Below are 21,154 nucleotides of genomic sequence, written 5' to 3' on the forward strand. Positions count from 1 at the left end.
CTAGAAAATTTAGGTGCTGCATTGTTTAATATTTCTGAAGTTGCTGATTTAGTAACTTGGTTAAATCAACAAGATCATCAGAATTAATAATTTGTGGTGTTGGGTTTTGCAACCCAACCTACTTTATAATTAAATTAAAAATTTTTCATTAAAGCTACTAAAATTTTCATTAAAGTTTCTAAATCATTGGGGACACGATAAAGGTTTAGATCTTGAGTAATTTCTTTTGATTCCCGATGTAAAATTACAAATTGCCAAATATTACCAATAGAAACTGCACCATACAGGATAGGATTATCAATAGGAGACCAATTATCAAAGGCAATTAATTCTACGGCTAATTGGACAATTCCCCTTTCTAAATCGGCATTTTTAGCTTCAATAACTAATAATTGGTTATCAGCTTTAATATAATAATCAACAACTCCTTTTAATTGATTATTGATATTTAACCCATACTCTACTCTAACTTTAGCATGGGTATAGTGAATTAGTTCCATAATTACAGGAGCAATTAAAAATTCTCTTCTGGCGGTTTCACTGGTTAAACTAATATAGGGTAAACTTTCTTCAATACGATTTTTTAGGTCTGTTAATCTTTCTAAGTTTTGTTGAGTTGTTGGTAAAGTTAGCGATTGTGATTGAAATTTATAGCCAAAATATCCTATAATTTCATCTGGTTCATAATTCAATTTGAAATAATCAGCAAAGGTGTAAGATTGATTAGAGTCAATTATTGGGATTTTTCCCATAATTCCTACCTCAATGACAATTATATTGAAATGTTAGCGGGCAAGATGCCCGCACCACAAGATTGAGAATCTTAAAGGATGTATTCCTTATCCTACATTAGCAACATAAGGACTCGTCAACTTATCCAATTGCTGAGTTAACAGACTGAGGAACAAACCCACATCAGTCACCACACCTACAGATTCTATTGAACCGCGATCGCTCAATTTTGTCACCACAGCCGGATTAATATCCACACAAACCATCTTCACACCTGCGGGAGTCATATTTCCCACCCCAATAGAATGCAGCATGGAAGACAACATCAAAATCATATCTGCACCTTGGATGATTTGGGAATATTCCTGTTGTGCTAAAATCAAGTTCATTTGGGTATCGGGTAAGGGACCATCATCCCGAATTGAACCAGCGAGGGAAAAAGGAATGTTATTTTTCACACATTCATACATCACCCCACTTTTCACCACTCCCGCTTCTACAGCTTTAGCAATGCTACCAAAACGGCGGATAGTATTAATTACTTTTAAATGATGTCTGTGTCCACCCCGCACAGCTACACCCCGCTTCATGTCCACACCCAGGGATGTTCCCAGCAGGTTTTGTTCCATGTCATGAACAGCGATCGCATTTCCGCCCAAAAGACCCTGTACATAGCCTTCTCGAACTAAGCGACAGAGATGTTCACCCCCACCTGTATGAATCACCACAGGACCTGCCGTGACAACTACTTTACCACCGCTATCCTTAATTTTACGTAATTCCCAAGCCACTTGTTCCACAACTAATTCCACCCGTCTTTCGCTGGAAACACCGGAAGACATGAAACTGAATTCTTGAGAATTGCGTTGTTCGCGTGATTCAGCTTTGCGGACGGTGCGGATACCCAATACATCCACAACCACTTTATCGCCGATTTCTAAATCACGGAGGAGTTTACATTTTGCTACTATACCATTGGCAGTTGTGGAAATAGCGATCGCCCCATCCATGCGTTGATTTTGCACCTTCAGCCATTCTCCATTTACCCGAATTTCAGTAGGATAAATCGTGCTGACATAGAAATCATCAGGAGCTACACCCGCTTGGATCACAGGTTCTAATCTAGAATCGCGCTCATCTTGGGGTAAATCAACCGCACCCAAATCAATCAACTGCGAGATAATTTCTTCCATCACTTCGTGAGATGGTGCAGATACCCTCACCTCAGCCGCAGATGTACTTTGACGTTGTTCTCCCAAGTTGAATTTGAGAACTTGGAAACTTCCCCCCATTTCCACAATTAAATCTAAAGCGCGGTTAATCAAACCTGCATCTAGAAGGTGTCCTTCCATGCGAATGACACGACTTTCTACAGATACATTAGCGTGAATTTCCTCGCCAATAGGTTCTGTCACCCGCAAAGTCAAGCATTTAGCCGCACCACCGGCTTTGAGAAATTCTGTTAAAGGCGTTTCAATGACTTGAAAACCAACTTCAGACAATCGTGATTTTAAACTCTCACTGGCTTTGTTCATAATCACGATGCTATCCACATTCACCGCATTACAAGCAAAGTTAACAGCATCAGCTTCTTCAATAGCAATCCGCTTTTCCGGTGCGACGCGCATTTCAATCACGCGGTTGGAGTAGGAATCAAACGCGCCAGGATAATACAGCAAATAACCATTTGCCAAAGGACAAAAGCAGGTATCTAGGTGATAAAAACGCTCATCCATCAACCGCAAAGAAATCACCTCAATGTCCAGCCATTTAGCCAGGTAGGGGTGAGAATCTAATTCTGACCGAAAACCATATCCAGCCCATAACCAGCGCCCTTCCCGGTCTAGGAGTGCGTCACCAGCACCTTCAAAGGGGAGGTCTTTAGGAAGTGTGTATACATTATATCCATTATTTTCAAACCATTGTTGAAAATACGGTTCTTCGCCTTGGCGTTCTTTATGTAGAAAGCGGCTGAGAACAACGTTTTCACCAAGGACTAAACCCGCATTAGCACTGAATACCATGTCAGGCCAGCCTTTTTGGGGAGGCACTAAATCAACAATGGCATGATCTTTAATTACATGGTATAATTTATTCCATTGCTCTACGGCGCGATCGCGTGATGACTTATGAATATTCCCTTCCATCCAAGGATTAATCACATAATCCACATCATAATGGTCAGGAGCGCACATCAAAAAACGAATTTGGGAAACCATAAAAATCTTACGAACTTCTAAAATGCTACTAATGTCTTCTGGATACAGAGTTTTGGTGATCCAATTCTGTCAAATCTGCTACTTAACCTCTACCTTTTGCTCTTGGTAGGCTTTACAAGGATATCGTATTATTCTATTACTGCTAGGGACAATGTGAGAGATAGGAGGAAAAAGGTTGTATTTGAATGCAATATTAACTTGTTAATTGATGGGTGATTCTGATTATTGGCTTAAGTTGCTCTACAATAATAGGACTTACGCAAGTGTCACACTAAAAATCTGTTGTAGGGTGCGTCAGACTGCATAAATCCTGCAAATAAACAGATTTTTGATATCTGACGCACCTTACCAATGTGCCAGTTGCGTAAGTCCTGAATAATTAAATTATGTAGTTTTCTCTTATGCCCCCTACCCTAAAAGCGGTCTATCGTAACGGCACATTCATTTTGGAAACAGTCTGTAATTTGCCTGAAGGTTCTGAAGTGGAATTACTCATCCAATCAAGTTCTATTGTTTCACCTCCCATTTCCGATGTAGAAAGCAAACAACGTTTTCTCAAATCTCTAATTTCACGAATGCAGCAAAATCCAATTCCATTAAATGCACCTCATTTTACACTGGAGATGCTACATGAAGGCTGTTAATACTAAAATGGTATTTTCTATTTGGAATATAGGCGAAAAATGAAAATCAAATTCTCAAATTTAGGCGGTATTCAAGAAACAGAGTTAGATTTGCGTTCTCTAACAGTAATTATTGGACCTAATAACTCAAATAAAACCTATATTGCCTATTCAATTTATGGTTTGTGGCAGCGTGCCGGACGAACTCTACGTATCCAAGGTAATGAAAAATTAGAGATTAAGCATCAGGAAGATGATACTTGGTCGCTTAAAATAGATAATGACTTGCTTGATTTTTTTATCAGAGATATTGAAACGACAGCAAAAAATTTTAGAAGAAAAACTTTAGAATCATTTTTTCAGGATTCTAGTCGTAAGCTTTTTTCTAAAACATCATTTGAAATGATAATTTCTCGACAAGAAGTGGAAGATGCTATCAATCAATTAATTCAGCAAGATCCATTTCCTTTGACAGATGGAACCTCCCTGAAAATCAGTCGTAAAGAGGATGTATTGATTTTTACGATTCAACCTGATGACGAGGAAATAAGTACAAATCAAAGACCGAATTTTACGGGGGGTTTTCGCCAATTTAATGATAGACCTGATCTAGTGTTTATCTTTAGTGTTAAGCAAGTGCTTTTTTATAATACTTTTCCATTTCCTGCCGAACGAAATGCGTTTATAAATACATATAAGATACTGGAAACTAAAAGATATAGAATTCTTAAACAAAAACAAAGAGAGTCATTTATCAACAGTACCTCTGAAGAGACATTTGACTTAGTTAAAGAGTCAATAGATATCCGTTATCCACAACCAGTAGAAGATTTTTTAGATTTTTTATCTGATATAAACCTTCAAGAAGAAATAGAAAAAGGATATTCAAGTGATAAGAATGAATTTCAAAAGTTAGCAGATGAAATTGAAAACCAACTACAAAATCAAAACAAAACTATCTTGAAGTTTGCTCACCTGGGTAGAACAGAGATAAAAGTTTTAGTGAAAACAGGGTTAGAAATTGACCTATATAACGCTTCCTCTTCTATAAAACAACTTGCACCATTACTGTTATATTTAAGATATCGTGCAAGTAAAGGTGATTTTCTGGTAATAGATGAACCAGAGATGAACTTACACCCAGAATCACAAGCAAAGCTACTTGAAGCATTATCTATTCTTGTTAATCTTGGTGTGAGAATCTTACTCACAACCCATAGTCCATATATTATGGCACATCTAGATAATTTAGTTAATGGTAATCATGAAAATCCTGAAATATTAAAACGTCAATGTTCATATTTATATCTTCAAGATGAAAGAGCATTTTTACCTATTGATCAAGTTAGCGCGTATGAAATGAAAGATAACAAATTAGTTTCATTGCATGATCCAGATTATGGTATTAGATGGGATACTTTAAGTGATGTTTCTGTAGATATTCAACAAAAGTTTTTTCAAATTTATGAAGCAGGACAAGAAAAAGCAGATGAAACAGAAGAATAATCTTGCTAAAATTCTCAAAGACAAAAAAGATAAACTCAATTGGCAAAATTTTAATTTTCTAGAAAATATGCTGGTGTTTAGTACAATGCGTACAATGCCAGGAAGAAATGCTCCACCAGAAAGTGGAGTACATTTTCGGATAACTTTAGATTCTCAAAATGATGCTATATGTATTTTATTTAAAATAGATAGAGATCATCAGAAAAATGATCCTCTAATAAGAGAGCAAACAGTAAGAAGACCAGATTATATGTCTCTTTATATTGATTCTAAATCTTGCATTTGCACTATCATTGAAATGAAAGGTACAAGTAGTGATGAATTGAAGCGCGGAATAGATCAAATTGTAAAATTGAGAGATATTTTAAAAACTGAAATTTCTGATCATTTACCCACAAAACTAAAAATTAAATTTCAAGGAATTTTATTAACTCCATTTAATTCAAAAGTTCCCAAGGAACAAATAGCAGAAGAAGCTGCAAAAGGTTTCATTATTTTACAAATTCAATATAAGAATAAGGCTGAATTATATCCTTATGTTTCTAAGTTAAATGAGTTAACGGATAAATATAATCATCAAAAAATTACTGAATCAACTACTTTATTCATTGAGGATATTTTAACAACAAGAGCATTACCAAAACGTATACCTGATGACTAGCAATTTTCTAGTTGAAAATAATAGAGAAGGAATTTATATCAACTATTTATTACCAAATGACAGCGATTATATAACTTTATTATCGAATACAACACTTACCGAAATTAATATGGAGGAAAATGAATACATGAAAGAGATCACAGAAGAATTAAAGTTACTCAATTTAATAGATAGATTAGCAATAAAGTTTTCAAATAACTAGATATCAAATTATGACAACTAACACAGCTAATAATCAAAGCTTTAACACACTGTTACAAAGATTAGGAAAAGCTTCCGAAAGTCAAATTAAATCAGTTTTAACTGAACGTGAAGTAGTACAACCAGAAGCAGAATTAACTCCTGAAGTTATTACTTCTCTTCAACAAAAAATAGGTAATACAGTTTATTTGTGAAACCGTGTATATCTTATTTAATATTTATTCTCTTTTTAACTAATTCACAAAGTTGTTGAAAATCATCAGGTTGTTCACAAAGTGGCTTTCTTAATAAATCCTTAACAACAGCATTTGTTGCATCTTTACCAGTTATTCTCTTCCCACTTGTATTTTCCACCTTAAAACATTCATTAACAACAGTAGCTAGTAGTTGTTTACCTCCCATTAAATCTATCCAATTACCACACCCAATTTCTAAATTTTCCCTCCCTCCATAAAATTTAGCAAGAATTGTATTGAGTTTTCCTTCAAGAAGATTTATATCAGTGTATTGATATAAATCTTCTTGACGTTGCAAAAACTCTGGTATTTTTGTGGTTAATTTGATAATTGCATCTTCTTTAGTTTTAAAATCATTAACTTTATCAAAATTCTTAATCCATTTCTTTTTAAATTCTTCTCTACAGCCAACTATGATAGTATTAGCAGCTTCAAAAAAAACTCGTTCACGCGCAATTCGTAAAAGACTCTGTTCTATTTTTTGACAATCACAATTAACATAGGAACTTTTCATTAAATAATCTATGGAAAGAAAATAATTTTCAATTTCTCGTTTCCTCCATATTAATAAATTATTCTTGGTTTCATCTGGAAAATTAGACCATGTACTTTCAACTTCTTCATTAGAACAATGATCTCTATCAATAATGAAATAGTATTCAGGGTGATGTGGATGAAGAGCCTCTGCTGTACTTCTGATATGAAAAGATGCACCAAGAGGTTTAACATCCACAAAAATATCATTATTAGTAAAAAGTGTGTTTATAATAAAAGGATCGATTGAATTATCATCCTTACCTTCTACAAATATAACGTGACTAGCTCCTTGTCTTACCTGTTCAGGTTGAACATTAGTTTTAGGTTTAATCATCATTTTATTAATCTTCACCAGATGATAGGAGGATACGTCTATCAGATTCTACAGAAGCAAAAATATCCTCAGAATGAGTAGCAATAATATATTGGTTGTTTGGTGCAAGTTGATATAAATTATGAATAAATCGGCGATGCCATTCTGCATTAAGATGTAATTCAGGTTCATCAATCAGAACTATTCCCGGATAACGAGCGGTATATTTCCAAATCAGAAAAAGAGTTGATATTATCTCTTTTTGTCCAGAACTTAATCCATCAAAAGTAAAAGATGCACTACCATTTGTTGGCGTAATTCTAAACTCAATAGTATTATCTGGTGATGGACGTAACTTTTCAATAGTACCAGATGCGTATCGGCTCATTAATTCATTTAATGTTTCTATAACTTTCTCCGATTCAGTATCGTCTATATTTTCAAAGAGACCACCTCGACTCATTAATGAACGCAAAATTTCCAGTTTAAATGTGCTGATAGGAAGCTCTGCTCTGACTCTTTTTAATCTTCTATATGACTTATCTTCAACCATCATTCCTAGTTCTAGACCACCTTCCTGAATTTTTCTATAGCTATGAAAATAAATGAAATGTGGAAGTAGAATTGGTTCTGGACTCAAACCTACTAACGAATAAAAGAATCTTTCGATATTATCACTCGTATAAAATAACTGAAAATGTTTTTGAGTTAAGACTTGTTTAAATGCTGAAGTATCAATATTAGTTTTAAAATTGCCAGTCCGAGAAATTTGTAAATTTACGCTGAATTTTTGATGATCAACAAAAAAATCACCACTAATATTTGCATCTTCTTCACCGCCTCTAATTAAGAGGTCAGGAATATTAATAGAAATACCAGGGGAAAGAAATCTATTCAAAGATATTTTATCTTGAGATGCCGCTAAAAATAGTAATGCACAAGACTCTAATACTGATGTTTTACCCAGTCCATTACGACTACCCATAACGATGATATCTGGATCAGCTTTTAGCTGTGGAACTGGAAAATCAAGTTCAATATCATCTAATCCCTTAAAATTTCTGATTTTTAAGTTTCTAATCTTAATAGATTGAGGTTGCTGATTAGATTGAGTGTGACCTTTATTAATTTCTACTTGATCAGTCATACATCAGTTCCTCTTTTCTTTCTATTCTTAGATTAACTAAGATATCCTTGACTATTCAACCTCATCTAGAAAATTACTCCAAAAATAAAAATCATTGGCTAAACCACTTATTTTATCTTAGTCTCAATGCTTACATAATCCAATAAGTAACGGTGGGTTACATTTTTGCTAACCCACCCGATAAGGAAATATTTACTGTTATGAAAACCTACTTGTTAGGTTGAGGAGTCATCCGCAAATAAGGTTTAATTTCTTCATAACCTTTAGGAAACTTGGCTTTGAGGACTTCAGGATCTTTCAAAGATGGGACAATCACCACATCTTCACCATCTTTCCAGTCTGCGGGAGTAGCAACACTGTAATTATCAGTTAATTGCAGAGAATCAATGACGCGCAAAATTTCATCAAAGTTGCGTCCAGTGCTGGGAGGATAGGTGAAAGTCAGACGGAGTTTTTTATTGTTGTCAATTACGAAAACCGAACGCACAGTGACAGTAGCCGCTGCGTTGGGGTGAATCATATCATAAAGTTCAGAAACCTTACGATCTGGATCTGCCAAAATTGGGTAATTGAGAGTGGTACTTTGGGTTTCTTCAATATCACCCACCCAGCCCTTGTGAGATTCTACATCATCAACGCTGAGAGCGATCGCTTTCACATTGCGTTTATCAAATTCTGGTTTGAGTTTGGCAACAGTTCCTAGTTCGGTGGTGCAAACTGGTGTAAAGTCAGCAGGATGAGAAAATAGTACCACCCAGCTATCACCAGCCCAGGTGTAAAAGTCAATTTCCCCATGAGTAGAGGCTTGAGTAAAGTTAGGTACTGTATCACCAAGACGAAGAGTCATGTAAGATTCCCTGTATTTTAAGAAAACATCTATATTCTACCGTGACAGTATGACACAAAAGACCGATTACCCCATCGGGCTGTCGCGGTTTGCAACAAAATTTTAAGTTTAAGCCAGGTGTTCTTCAACTTTTGCAACTAATTCATTTGTCCAATGATGGACAAGTTCAGCATTTGCGGCTTCTACCATGACTCTAATTACGGGTTCTGTTCCCGAAGCCCGAACTAGGATTCTACCATGATCACCCATTGCTACTTCGGCAATAGCGATCGCTTGTTGGACAGGTTGACAACTTTCCCATCCTAACCGTCGTTCACGATCTAATACTCGCACATTCCGTAAGATTTGCGGATAGGTTTGGAAACTTTGATCTACCATTTCTCCCAAGGAGAGATTAGCCTCTTTCACCACCGCTGCAATATGCAAAGCTGTTAATAAGCCATCTCCAGTCATGGCATAATGACTACACAGGATATGTCCTGACTGTTCTCCGCCCAACATTCCCCCAGTTTTCTGCATTTCCGCTTGCACATATTGATCACCGACAGCGGTACGAATTAATTTACCACCTCTTTGTTCCCAAGCCCGTTCAAAGCCTAAATTGGCCATAACAGTGGAAACTATCAGATTATCTGGGAGTTGTTGTTTTTGTTGTAAATGGCGACCCCAAAGGTAAAGAATGTAATCACCATTAACGGATCTGCCCGTATTATCCACAGCTAAAACCCGATCTGCATCGCCATCAAAAGCAAAACCCATATCGGCTTGATGTTCTATGACTGCGGCTTGGAGAATATCTAAATGTGTAGAACCGCAATTGACATTAATGCGATCGCCATCTGCCTGATCATGTAAACAAATGACCTCCGCACCCATTGACCTAAATACCGCAGGTCCTAAACCCACAGCCGCACCCCAAGCTAAATCTAAAACAATCTTCATGCCTTCGAGAGTCAGTCCAGATGCTAAAGGTGTTTGGATAGACTGGCTATATGTTTTGATTAACTCAGGTCGGGAATAATGTCTACCGCAATTATTTATTCTCAAATCGGGGGATAATTGACCTCGTAATCCCGCCTCAATTTCGCCTTGTAGGGCTTTAGATAACTTACCACCCTGGGCATCAAAGATTTTAATTCCATTGTCTTCTGGAGGATTGTGGCTGGCGGAAATCATGATTCCCCCAATGGCATCGGTGATGCTGGCCAGATAGGCTACACAAGGTGTAGGGCATAATCCCAAATACCACACTTCCAAACCAGCAGCAGTTAACCCGGCACTCAAAGCCATTGCTAACATATCACTGGAATTTCTGGAATCTTGTCCCAGAATAATTGGACCGGGAACAGTGGCATAATTACGGAGGACAACCCCCGCCCAAAAACCCACTTGTAAAGCCAAAGGCGCATTCAGTAAGTCCCCCACCTTGCCACGTATGCCATCCGTACCAAATACAGCATTGGTTGGTAGTGGTATGGAATTTAACATTCCACTATTTTCAACTCCGGAAATATAGCCTTGAGTCCGAGCCATTGATGAAACCATAATTTTAAACACTCCACACAATCACACAGGAGAATAGCACTTTCTTCCATCATTTTCGACGTTGGTGAAACGTCAAAGGAACTCATTGCTTAATGATTTTTAATATAAATTCTCATCAAATAGTTTTAATCTTACGTTTTAATGGGGTTTTTTAATCATTGTGGACAAAAAACTCCCACAGTTAATTTTTTTACAGTTGAGAATTTTAATATGAGCAGCAATTTAGCAAGCAAATTACGTGTAGGAACAAAGAAAGCACACACCATGGCAGAAAACGTGGGTTTTGTCAAGTGTTTTTTAAAGGGAGTTGTGGAAAAAAACTCCTACCGCAAGTTGGTTGCTAACTTTTACTTCATTTACTCGGCTATGGAAGAGGAAATGGAAAAACACAAGCATCACCCAATTTTAAGCAAAATTTACTTTCCTGAACTGAACCGCAAGCATACCTTAGAGCAAGACCTTCATTACTACTATGGTTACAATTGGCGAGAGCAAATCAAATTATCTCCTGCGGGTGCGGCTTATGTAAACCGGATTCGGGAAATTTCCGCCACTGAACCAGAATTATTAATTGCTCATTCCTATACCCGTTATCTAGGTGATTTATCCGGGGGACAAATCCTCAAAAATATTGCCCAAACCGCAATGAAGCTGGGTGAAGGTGAAGGAACTGCTTTTTATGAGTTTGCAGATATTACCGATGAGAAGGCATTTAAGGCTAAGTATAGAGCCAATTTAGATGCTATGCCTATTGATGATTCTACAGGCGATCGCATTACCGAAGAAGCAAATGCCGCTTTTGGTGTGAACATGAAAATGTTCCAAGAGTTGGAAGGTAATTTGATTAAAGCCATCGGCATCATGGTTTATAATGCCATGACCCGGAAACGGACAAAAGGTAGCACTGAATTGGTAACTGCGGAATAATACAGCAGGAGTCGGGCGTAAAACTAGCTTGGTGTCTGACTTTGAATCTATATTCTGTACCTCATTAATCTGCCATTTGCTGTAAGTTGAGAAATATTAACTTTTCTCATAATATCTAGGGGTAACAGCCTTGTGATTGTTTTTGTGTAGATGAAAGCAACCAGAAGGAAGTTGCCCCTAAATTTTAAGAAATCCTGACATTCCCAAAACCTATACCGTTACATTATACTATTTAGGCATTGCTGAATAAAGCTAAAACCGTTTATTAATAAGGATTTTACGGATTTTATCACAAAAAAATGCAAGGTTTTGGCTGATGGTGTCTCAAAATAGGTGCATTTTTCGGCGTTGCTGATTAAGAGTATGATTTTGTTATGCCTACGGCACGCTGCGCGAACACGCAGAGGCACTCCAGTCGCAGAGAGTAAGAGTTTGAAATCATTGATTTTTCAATTTCATACCCTAATTCAGCAACGCCCATTTTTCTTTGTCGGATTTGGAAAATTAAGGATATCCAGATAGCTGAAACTATTCTCTATTCCCTGTTCCCTGTTCCCTGCTATAGAACAATTATGTTTTTATATTTATCTAAAATCATCCCCCTATTTTTTTACCCGTTAGGATTGGCTAGTTTAAGTTTAATAGTGGCTTTGATCACCTTACGAAAACATCCCCGCATTGCGACTATCGCCATTTCCTTATCCTTAGCTTTGTTGCTAGTTTGTAGCAATGCCTGGGTCGCCAAATCCTTAGTCCGCAGCTTAGAATGGCAAAACATCCCCGCCCCGCAAATCCCCAACGCTGAAGCCATTGTCGTCTTAGGAGGTGCAACCAGATCACCAACTTGGCCCAGGGTAATGGCAGATTTAAACGAAGCAGGCGATCGCGTAATTTATGCAGCCCAACTCTATTTTCAGAAAAAAGCCCCTATAATTATCCTCAGTGGCGGTCGCATTGATTGGCGCGGTAGTGGTTCTCCAGAATCAGCAGATATGGCAACTATTCTCACATCTATTGGTGTTCCGGCTGAAGCCATTATTCAAGAACCCAATTCCCTCAATACCCATGAGAACGCTGTCAATGTTCGGAAAATCCTCGAAGCTCGTCAAATAAAAAAAGTATTATTAATCACCTCAGCGATACATACACCCCGATCCTTGAAAATTTTTCAACGTCAAGGCATGAATGTCATTCCCACACCCACAGATTTTCTAGTTAGTCAAAGTGAACTTCAAGAACTTACCAACACTCCTAAAGCCGCAATTCTCAATTTATTACCTGATGCCGATAATTTAGACCAATTCACAAGTGCATTAAAAGAATATATTGGTACTTTTATTTATAGCCTGCGAGGTTGGCTATAGGAGTCAGGAGAAAGAAGAAAAAGGTATTTGCAAAGATGAACATCCCTGAATATTAACTCAAAAATCAGAATTAACATAGAATTTTCGGCGTTGGAGAATTGAGGTAAGAAAGTCAAAAATTCCATCTCTCAAACTCTTACTCTCTGCGCCTTTGCGTCTCTGCGTGAAAAAACATCCATCTTTTACACCCACACCACCATGACACAGGACCACCACCATCATCATCACGAACATGGACACCATAATCACAATCACACCCCAGCAACATTTAGTCGGGCTTTTGCTATTGGCACTGCATTGAATATAGGATTTGTCATCGTTGAAGCCACCTATGGCTACCTAGCACATTCCTTAGCTTTGTTTGCTGATGCGGGTCATAACCTGAGTGATGTATTGGGACTTCTCCTGGCGTGGGGTGCAAGTTCCCTTGCCCGTCGTCCTCCCAGCCACCGCTATACCTATGGATTGCGTGCCTCCTCAATTCTAGCAGCTTTAGCCAATGCCGTAGTTTTACTTTTGTCTATGGGGGCGATCGCTTGGGAAGCCATTCGTCGTTTTCATGATTCTGCACCAGTATCAGGAGGAACAATTATTGGTGTTGCCCTAGTCGGCATTATCATTAATACTGCTACTGCACTTATGTTTATGTCAGGACGCAAAAGCGACTTAAACATCCGGGGCGCATTTTTACACATGGCTGCCGATGCCCTAGTATCCTTGGGAGTTGTGGTAGCCGGAATTGCGATTTTATTCACCCATTGGCTATGGCTTGACCCATTAGTTAGCTTAGTGCTTGTGGGAGTCGTCGTGGTCGGCACGTGGCATTTACTCAGAGACTCTGTAAATTTAGCACTTGATGGCGTACCAGCAGGAATTGAACCCCGTGCCGTGAAAAATTACTTAATTGAATGTCCTGGAGTGTCGAAAATCCACGATCTTCATATCTGGGCTATGAGTACAACCGAAACCGCACTCACAGTTCATTTAGTCATGCCAGGAGGTTATCCTGGTGATGCTTTCTTATGGGAAGTTTCCCAGGAACTCGAACACCATTTTGGGATCAAACACTCTACTATTCAGGTAGAAACAGGCGACTCAGCTTATCCCTGCGCCTTAGAACCAGATCACGTTGTGTGACATACTCCACACACTCCCTTATGCCTTGCGGCACGCTTGCGCGAATAGATGAGTGTGGGCTTCTCAGTGACTCCTCTAGGAGGACATTAACTGAGCTTTAAAGCCCTATGCCCTAGGGACTTTTGGAGATAATTTTGAACTTTTTCGATAGGCTGCTTTTCAGCATTTAATTGAGTTACACCTACTGGTTAAGATTATATCAAAATATTTGAGAAAACACCAAGAAAGTGTTCATTCCTCATCGACCACCATTGCTGATTTCACGATGTTAAAAAATCCTGATGCTTGCAACTGATGCACACATAGTTGCAAAAAAAATATAAATAAATATTGTTTTTTTTTGCAAAAAAATGTTATATTTATTTACATAAGTCAATAAAACTTAGTAAATCCTAATTGGAGTGCTGATCATGGGTAACGCAACAAAAGCAGCTAACACACCTGTAGCTACAGATCGCAACGGTTGGCGCTGGGGTTTTACATCTGAAGCAGAAATCTGGAATGGCCGTTTAGCAATGATTGGGTTTTCAGCAGCAGCTTTGATTGAACTATTTTCTGGTAAAGGCTTTCTCCACTTCTGGGGTATTCTTTAATTTTTCCATAACATAATTTTTGATTAATCAAAAGCCTGGTAGTTGTCATCAACTGCCAGGTTATTTGCTTGAAAAAATACATCATAGTCCCCTCCCCGCAAGCGAGGAGGGGGTTGGGGGTGGGGTTCTTCTAACTATTAAGTAATTGGACAAAAATATTTACAGTCATTGCAAGCGAAGGGAAGCAATCACAACCCTTGGAATTGCTTCATTTCACTTCGTTCCATATGGCTAACGCCACGCAACGCTTACGCAATGACATTGTGTAATTAACTCTGTCTCACTACGTATCAAAAAAATTAATCTTATGAATAATCAACTTTTGAAAGAGAAATTACAAGCAACAATCAAGAGAAATCAAGCTAAAAGTGATGGTTCTCCTATTACTAATTTAAAGCTTGATCAAACTTTAGTCGCAGAAATTGAACAATTAACAGCCGAATTAGAAAGTCTCAATCCTCACCCTCAACCTCTCATTCATGCTACAGCTTTATTAGAAGGTGTTTGGCAATTACAATATTCCACAGCCAGAGAAATCCGTTCTTTAGACTCTCTACCATTGGGATTACAAATAGGTAAAGTTTATCAAGTAATTAATATTGCCGATAAACTATTTTTTAATATAGCGCAAGTGCAACATCCTCTGAAAATCATATCAGGATATGTGAAAGTAACAGCTAGTTTTCAACCTGCTATAGATCCATCAGGTTTAGCAGATAAACGCATCAATGTTAATTTTGATAAACGTTACTTAGCTATTGAAAAAATAGTAGGTATTAACACCCCTAAATTAAATCCATTTAAAGTTGTAGCAGCTAATAATCCTCAAGGGATAATTGCGACTCTTGATATTACCTACTTAGATGAAACTTTAAGAATTGGTCGTGGAGGAGATGAAAGTTTATTCATTCTTCAGAAAGTTAATGATTTAGCTAACTTGACCTGAGTTCGACATAAGATAATTTGTGGAAAACTCGCCCCAAGTATGAGTCTCAAACCCTTATGATCTCGTTGAAAAAATCATAACTCCGAACTCCTAACACCGAACTCAGGTTAACTTGGATTTCACAAGGATATAGCTGCGGTTTTTCCCTTACGGGGTATTTCTACCCCATTTAGGTAGGTTTTTTTGGCATTATTTATGGTATTAATCTTCTGATTACTGCGTTTATTATCTACACCTTCAGCTTGTTTTTTGGCATTATTGATAATCTCAGCAATATCACTCATGTACGCATCTTGATCATCCTGTGATGATTGACAATAACCACCGCATAAAGTTTCTGCTTGTCCGGGATTTATCTCTTCTAGAAGTAACCTGATATCAATCTGATTAATATCGGTATTTATGATTTTATTCATGGTTTTAATGAATCACAAGTATAACTATAGGACTCCTATAAATCCCATCCTGACAAAAAATCCTCCTAATTTTCATCTATCTATTGGCTAATTTTTTAGATTCTACCGCTCCCCTTATGGAAAAGAATATTAATTTAATTTTTGTAGGTTGGGTTGAACGAAGTGAAACCCAACATTGGCGGTAAGATAGTAAGAGTTGTTGGGTTTCCTTGCGTCAACCCAACCTACAATAAATATTGTTTTACATAAAGGGAACGGTAGAGCCATTTTTTATTTGCGAATAGATAAACTACCGGATGATTCCGTCCGCATTTTTCTAGTTTCTTCCAAAATTTTATCTATATCTTCTTGAGATAGACGTTGAATATAGTTAATTTTAACTTCTTCTAAAAAGTCATTTAGTAAACTTTGAATTTCCACTAAAACTTGTTTTTGCTGTATTTCTGAACTAAATGAAGCTGTGAATTTTTCTATTAGCTGAGTAGAAAGTTTTGCCGCGACAGGATCTTTGATGGTACTAGATAAAGCAGCATAGATATTATTAGTGATTTGCGTGGCTAGTTGTTCACTAATTTGTGTTTGAGCTTTACCTAATCCTGGTAACAGGAGGATATTACTATATCCTGGTAATTGTTGACAAGCAATGGCGATGCTATGGCACAAAATTGCATTTACTTCTGGTTGAATTTTAGGTAACACCTGATTAACCAGAGTTTTAATTAACAATCCAGTAATTGCTTCGACTTCGTTGATATTATTAATATCTATATAAGAACGCAGATGATCTGATTCTAGTAGCCAACGGGTAATTTCACCTCGTTTAATTGAACCTTGAACCTGGTTAATTACTTGAACTACGACAATTTCTGTAATTTCTTCTGCAAAATTAGCAAGAATACCTTGATGAATTTGCCGTCTAACTACATAAAAATCAATTAACTTTGCTTGATCAAGTCTGATGGTAACTGGGATGATTCGTAAATATCGCCAAATTGGTATTAGCAATAATATATCATACCAACGCCAAAGAATTGCTTCTAACCAACTTAAATGGCTATATCTACGTTTTATTAAGAAAGTACGTCCTAGTAATTCTGTGGCAAATAGAACTACAAATGGTAAATCAATTATCCAAAATTTATCTAAAAATTCCCCATTTTCATCAATTTTTCGATAATAGTTTTTGGCAATTCCCGGACGAATTTTCTGGTCAAAAAAAGCTATTTCCTGATTCCAACCATGTTTAGATAAATACTCCTGACTCCAAAAAGTATTAAATGCACCTTTTGCAGATTTTTGTCCGACGTGTTCCCGCATCCGGTTTTTGATTTTTTCCAGCGTTCCACTCTTGCCTGCACCCGCAAAAGGATTACTATCAATCATCTCTTGGCTAAGAAAGTGAAGTTCCTCCAACTTGGTTTTGACTTGAGGAGAGTTTAACCCTGTTTGAATTACCTGTTTTTCTAATCCATCTACTGCCTCTAGATATTGTTTTGTCTCACGATGAGGTTCAATACCTTTGATTGGATCGTATAATCGAGTTATTACAGGAATTTGACGGAAGTAAAAATCTCTCCAAGGTACATAACTTAAATCAAAGAAAACTAATCCTAAATTGACAGTAGCTGTAATTGCCATTACTCTTTCAAACCATAGGTTTTTGTGTTGGGAAATTTTTAATTTGCTCATGATTTCTAGTTATAGTAAATTGCAGGGTTTACGAAATACAGTAGCATCAGGTTGAAAACCAGTGTCATGAATGTTATAGCAGAAATCAGGAGTCAGAAGTTAGGAGTCTTCTACTATTAGGCGTTGGTGAATTGGGGGATGAAGGCTTAACGACGATTTTGAATGCTAACCTACTTACAATTAAATTGTCAGCAAAGACATTAAAAACCTACCGGGGGACTCTCGGAAAGTTACGCTTGTCAGTTCGGCTTCGCTCACCGCAAGCAGAGATGATTCTGCCAGTAATGGCAAACAGGATCAGGGCAAGAACCCAAATATTTATTTAAGGAACCCTGCCTGAAGCTGGGATAACTGAGAGATATAGACTGAAACTCTCTATAGAATCCCCGCGTCTTTAGACCGGGGAGTGTCAACAGTTCGGAGATATTAGGCAGATGGCGAAAACTAATTTTTGTTATATTTAGGGCTTACGCATTGACAAAGTTTTCTAAATATGTTGCTGGGATTTTATCTCTTGTAAGTAGTGGGACAAAATTAATTACACAATGTCATTGCGTAAGCGTTGCGTGGCGTTAGCTATATGAAACGAAGTGAAATGAAGCGATAGCGAAGCGCTGCTGCAAGCAGTTCGCAAGGGTTGTGATTGCTTCGCTTCGCTCGCAATGACTGTAAATATTTTTGTCCACTTACTTAGAGTAGGGTGCGTCAGACCCAATAATTTGGTAAAAAACAGATTTCCTCTATCTGACGTGGTTGGTGAGCTTGCCGAACCACACCCTAATCAATAAGTTATTCCCAAAGCCGAAAACGACGCAATTTCCTTCATTTATATGATGGTAAGTTAGTGAGTGTGCGTAAGTCCTAATATTCATTAATAATCAATTAGAGTCGAATTAATCAGAATTAATAACTAATTGTTAAGCCATAGGTTAAAAAAACTTCAGAATTACCTGCTAGTGTCTTAGTATCAAGGATTTAATCCCAAGGAGTTTTTATGATGTGGTGTGGTTTAAACAAGTCTAGAGTAACTATAGCTTTAACCTGTATTGTGGCAGCAAGTGTTGTGTCTTCAGATATGACTTTTGCCGCTCGTCAGCGCAACTATAAGCCCGATGAATTCCGATCTGTATTACGTGGATTGGGTTATAACGTTAAGGTTAAAAAAGATCCTCTGACTGATGAGGAAACTAAAAAGGCTATCACTGAATTTCAAACAGGCTACAAGTTAAAGGTGGATGGGAAAGTAGGTCCCCAAACCCAAGATCAAGCTGCTATGATTGTGCAAATTTTGCAAGCTAATTTGAATACTGTACTTAAACCAAAAACTCTACTTCCTCGTGATCAATTCTACAGTCCCCAGTTAGAAGAGTTGGTAAAGGAGTACCAGAAAAAACATCAACTCTCAGAAACTGGGATTGCTGATTTACAACTTCGTCAAAAAATAAATGAAGAAGTTAAAACTATCATTACCAACCCAGTAACTAAACCCGAACCAACAGTTACACCAACAGCTAAACCAACAGTTACACCAACAGCTAAACCAACGACTAAACCAACAATTAAACCAACAATTAAACCAACAATTAAACCAACGGCTAAACCAACAGTTAAACCAACAGTTAAACCAACGGCTACAGCTACGCCTACACCAACGGCTACAGCTACACCTACACCGTAAAAGTAAAGTCAAGAATTAGAAATCGGTAAACATCTGACAGGCTATTGTGTCTGTCAGATGTTTACTCAAAATCAAATAAAACTCACCTTTTCAGCTTTAAAGCTTCCGTTGCAGATATTCCCTCACCTTGAGTACCGAAATACCATAAAGCTGAACTGGCTTCAGCACGAGTTACAGGTTTTTTGGGTTGAAATAGGGTTGTATAGCCAAAAACTCGGCGAATATTTGATTGTTCAGCGTTCTGGAAATCAGCCAAAACTGCTTTTAATGCTTTCGGTTCAATACTACCTGCATCTTGAAAACCCCAAGTTTGTTTAACGGCTTCTAAATTAGCAGCGGGTAAGGCTTGGCGAGTATCTAAAGGAACTTTCCAGAGGATTAATTGTTCTCGTGTCAAGGGTGCATCAGGACGGAATAAAACCGCTGTGGCATCTCCAGATAAAGCACTGGGAATTAAACCAGCTTCGGCTAATCCTTGAATGACTGGAAAATCGGGATCTTTGGTTAAGATATCCCTAAAAGCTGGTTGAGTGCTGGAGGATGCTAACCGAATTTGTTTGGCTGGATTATTCGCATACATGGCATTATTAGCTGCAACTAACCAGCGGGCATATTCCCGACGGGTGATAATTTTATCAGGGAGAAATTCGTTGGTTTTTGGTTCGATAGATAAAACACCTAATGTAGCTAAATCTTGAATATGAGAGCGCCATTCTGGGGGTGCTTTTTGAATATCAGTAAATTCCTGAGTTGTTAAGGTTTCCGGTTGGGTGGTTGGCTGTAGGGTTGGCTGGGTGACTACGTTAGTATTATCAGTCTTAGGTAATACTGGACCGATAAATTCTGGATTATCTGAAGGGGTAACTGGGTTAGTAGACGTAGTTGGAGAATTGGACGAATATTCAATTAATAATTTAGTAGCTGTTTGCGGTTGATTGGGTTCAGCTTTAGTAACAGTTTGTGGTTTAATTGTGACATTGATGAGTAAATCATTGCGTTTGGCGGAAAAAGTCCCATCTACATCATCTTGAGGCTGTTGGACAATTTGCCAGTTTTTAGCCTGAAATTGCTGGCGGTAAAAGCTGGTGATTATATTACTGGGATCTGCACTTTGCCAACGAATTGATATTTTATTTTCGGAATTAGCTGGTGTAACTTCCTCTAGTTTGGCGTTGGGGTAAATGGGAATATCTGCGGGAAAATCAGCCGGTAATTTAATTGTTGATGTGTTGGGGTTTGGTGTTGTTTGCTGACTCTGAGGTTTGCCAAAGGGAACAGGATTATTTTGCAACTGAGGGTCAGCCGCTAATGATTGTTCTAGGTTTTTAGCAGATTGACTGTTAGCACAGGCTGTTAAGGATAGTAAAACAGCAAAACTCAGGAATACAGCAGGGTAGTTACGGGAAAACACAAAGAAATCACAAATTGATTTTCACCTTCTACAGTAGCATTTTTGAGGTTGGGTAGTCAGCCAGGGAATAAATTCCCTGTCTTAAAGTTAAAGTCGGTTAAAACCGACTGTTTTTGGTTTATTTTTTCTCTCACTGGAAGAAGAGATGCGTTTTTAGCTTAAACCTTTACACATCTATAATTAATAGTGATCTTCCTATGAGAATAGATTCTACTCAAGCTTTAAAATTACGCAGTTTGGGGTTAATTGAATTTAAAGGAAATGATGTGCAATGTCTTTGTAATTTATATCGTTTTTATTTTCAAGAACGTATATAGCAGTTGTCGCGCTTGATGCAATACAATCGAGGGCGCAGGCCCTGCGCCCCTACCAATGTGTAAGTTGCGTAAGTTATGTTATAGTCTAAATTTATACATTTATTGGTTA

At 37.6% G+C, this 21,154-nt stretch carries 20 protein-coding genes; 11 read left to right on the plus strand and 9 right to left on the minus strand.

Annotated features, from left to right (window positions below; translation table 11 throughout):
* Positions 1-134: 134 nt before the first annotated feature.
* Positions 135-752, minus strand: a complete 618-nt coding sequence (locus FJR37_RS05845) for a hypothetical protein (RefSeq protein WP_039204068.1) — start codon at positions 750-752, stop codon at positions 135-137.
* Positions 753-839: 87 nt separating this feature from the next.
* Positions 840-2,951: a TIGR00300 family protein gene (locus FJR37_RS05850; RefSeq protein ID WP_168465543.1), complete on the minus strand. Its 2,112-nt coding sequence runs from the start codon at positions 2,949-2,951 to the stop codon at positions 840-842.
* A gap of 401 nt (positions 2,952-3,352) precedes the next feature.
* On the opposite strand from FJR37_RS05850, the gene FJR37_RS05855 reads away from it, so the two are divergent.
* The 4 genes from FJR37_RS05855 to FJR37_RS05870 all read left to right on the plus strand — a co-directional run bounded on the left by FJR37_RS05855 (position 3,353) and on the right by FJR37_RS05870 (position 6,136).
* Positions 3,353-3,595 (plus strand): antitoxin family protein, encoded by a 243-nt coding sequence (locus FJR37_RS05855; RefSeq protein WP_039204067.1) that lies wholly within the window; start codon positions 3,353-3,355, stop codon positions 3,593-3,595.
* Between the two features lie 39 nt (positions 3,596-3,634).
* The gene (locus tag FJR37_RS05860; protein ID WP_168465544.1) at positions 3,635-5,080 is read left to right on the plus strand and encodes an ATP-binding protein; all 1,446 of its coding nucleotides are present in this window, start codon (positions 3,635-3,637) and stop codon (positions 5,078-5,080) included.
* A complete protein-coding gene (locus FJR37_RS05865; protein WP_254434521.1) occupies positions 5,064-5,741 on the plus strand; it encodes a hypothetical protein in 678 nt (225 codons plus the stop codon). Before FJR37_RS05860 ends, FJR37_RS05865 begins: the two co-directional genes overlap by 17 nt.
* 212 nt (positions 5,742-5,953) lie before the next feature.
* Positions 5,954-6,136, plus strand: coding sequence for a hypothetical protein (locus FJR37_RS05870; protein ID WP_039204064.1), 183 nt, complete (start codon positions 5,954-5,956; stop codon positions 6,134-6,136).
* Between the two features lie 13 nt (positions 6,137-6,149).
* On the opposite strand, the gene FJR37_RS05875 is transcribed toward FJR37_RS05870, so the two are convergent.
* The 4 genes from FJR37_RS05875 to glmM all read right to left on the minus strand — a co-directional run bounded on the left by FJR37_RS05875 (position 6,150) and on the right by glmM (position 10,567).
* Positions 6,150-7,052 carry a hypothetical protein gene (locus tag FJR37_RS05875; RefSeq protein ID WP_168465545.1) on the minus strand — a complete coding sequence of 301 codons (903 nt, stop codon included), beginning with the start codon at positions 7,050-7,052 and terminating at the stop codon, positions 6,150-6,152.
* A 4-nt stretch (positions 7,053-7,056) separates the two neighbouring features.
* Positions 7,057-8,175 (minus strand): AAA family ATPase, encoded by a 1,119-nt coding sequence (locus tag FJR37_RS05880; protein WP_039204060.1) that lies wholly within the window; start codon positions 8,173-8,175, stop codon positions 7,057-7,059.
* 208 nt (positions 8,176-8,383) lie between these two features.
* On the minus strand, positions 8,384-9,022 hold the full coding sequence (locus tag FJR37_RS05885; RefSeq protein WP_039204058.1) for a peroxiredoxin: 639 nt from the start codon (positions 9,020-9,022) through the stop codon (positions 8,384-8,386).
* Between the two features lie 108 nt (positions 9,023-9,130).
* Positions 9,131-10,567 (minus strand): phosphoglucosamine mutase, encoded by a 1,437-nt coding sequence (glmM, locus tag FJR37_RS05890; protein ID WP_168465546.1) that lies wholly within the window; start codon positions 10,565-10,567, stop codon positions 9,131-9,133.
* Positions 10,568-10,777: 210 nt separating this feature from the next.
* Between glmM and FJR37_RS05895 the strand changes: the two genes are divergently transcribed.
* From FJR37_RS05895 to FJR37_RS05915, 5 genes are all read left to right on the plus strand, one after another.
* Complete coding sequence (locus FJR37_RS05895) at positions 10,778-11,494, plus strand: heme oxygenase (biliverdin-producing) (protein WP_168465547.1); 717 nt, start codon at positions 10,778-10,780, stop codon at positions 11,492-11,494.
* Between the two features lie 572 nt (positions 11,495-12,066).
* Entirely contained in the window at positions 12,067-12,858 is a 792-nt protein-coding gene (locus tag FJR37_RS05900) for a YdcF family protein (protein WP_168465548.1), read from the plus strand.
* A gap of 198 nt (positions 12,859-13,056) precedes the next feature.
* Positions 13,057-13,995, plus strand: a complete 939-nt coding sequence (locus FJR37_RS05905; protein WP_168465549.1) for a cation diffusion facilitator family transporter — start codon at positions 13,057-13,059, stop codon at positions 13,993-13,995.
* Positions 13,996-14,405: 410 nt separating this feature from the next.
* Positions 14,406-14,588: a chlorophyll a/b-binding protein gene (locus FJR37_RS05910; protein WP_027402141.1), complete on the plus strand. Its 183-nt coding sequence runs from the start codon at positions 14,406-14,408 to the stop codon at positions 14,586-14,588.
* 307 nt (positions 14,589-14,895) lie between these two features.
* Positions 14,896-15,534 carry a PAP/fibrillin family protein gene (locus FJR37_RS05915; RefSeq protein ID WP_039204054.1) on the plus strand — a complete coding sequence of 213 codons (639 nt, stop codon included), beginning with the start codon at positions 14,896-14,898 and terminating at the stop codon, positions 15,532-15,534.
* A 119-nt stretch (positions 15,535-15,653) separates the two neighbouring features.
* Here FJR37_RS05915 and FJR37_RS05920 read toward each other — a convergent pair whose 3' ends face one another.
* Together FJR37_RS05920 and FJR37_RS05925 are read right to left on the minus strand one after the other, a co-directional pair.
* A complete protein-coding gene (locus FJR37_RS05920) occupies positions 15,654-15,950 on the minus strand; it encodes a hypothetical protein (protein ID WP_039204052.1) in 297 nt (98 codons plus the stop codon).
* A gap of 270 nt (positions 15,951-16,220) precedes the next feature.
* Positions 16,221-17,639, minus strand: coding sequence for a hypothetical protein (locus tag FJR37_RS05925; RefSeq protein ID WP_168465550.1), 1,419 nt, complete (start codon positions 17,637-17,639; stop codon positions 16,221-16,223).
* A gap of 997 nt (positions 17,640-18,636) precedes the next feature.
* Between FJR37_RS05925 and FJR37_RS05930 the strand changes: the two genes are divergently transcribed.
* Entirely contained in the window at positions 18,637-19,317 is a 681-nt protein-coding gene (locus FJR37_RS05930) for a peptidoglycan-binding protein (protein WP_168465557.1), read from the plus strand.
* Positions 19,318-19,399: 82 nt separating this feature from the next.
* On the opposite strand, the gene FJR37_RS05935 is transcribed toward FJR37_RS05930, so the two are convergent.
* Positions 19,400-20,728 (minus strand): S-layer homology domain-containing protein, encoded by a 1,329-nt coding sequence (locus tag FJR37_RS05935; protein WP_039204047.1) that lies wholly within the window; start codon positions 20,726-20,728, stop codon positions 19,400-19,402.
* A 113-nt stretch (positions 20,729-20,841) separates the two neighbouring features.
* On the opposite strand from FJR37_RS05935, the gene FJR37_RS27385 reads away from it, so the two are divergent.
* The gene (locus FJR37_RS27385) at positions 20,842-21,045 is read left to right on the plus strand and encodes an AAA-like domain-containing protein (protein ID WP_256366864.1); all 204 of its coding nucleotides are present in this window, start codon (positions 20,842-20,844) and stop codon (positions 21,043-21,045) included.
* The last annotated feature ends 109 nt before the right edge of the window (positions 21,046-21,154 follow it).

This window comes from Aphanizomenon sp. UHCC 0183, from assembly GCF_009712065.1.
Lineage (GTDB): Bacteria > Cyanobacteriota > Cyanobacteriia > Cyanobacteriales > Nostocaceae > Dolichospermum > Dolichospermum heterosporum.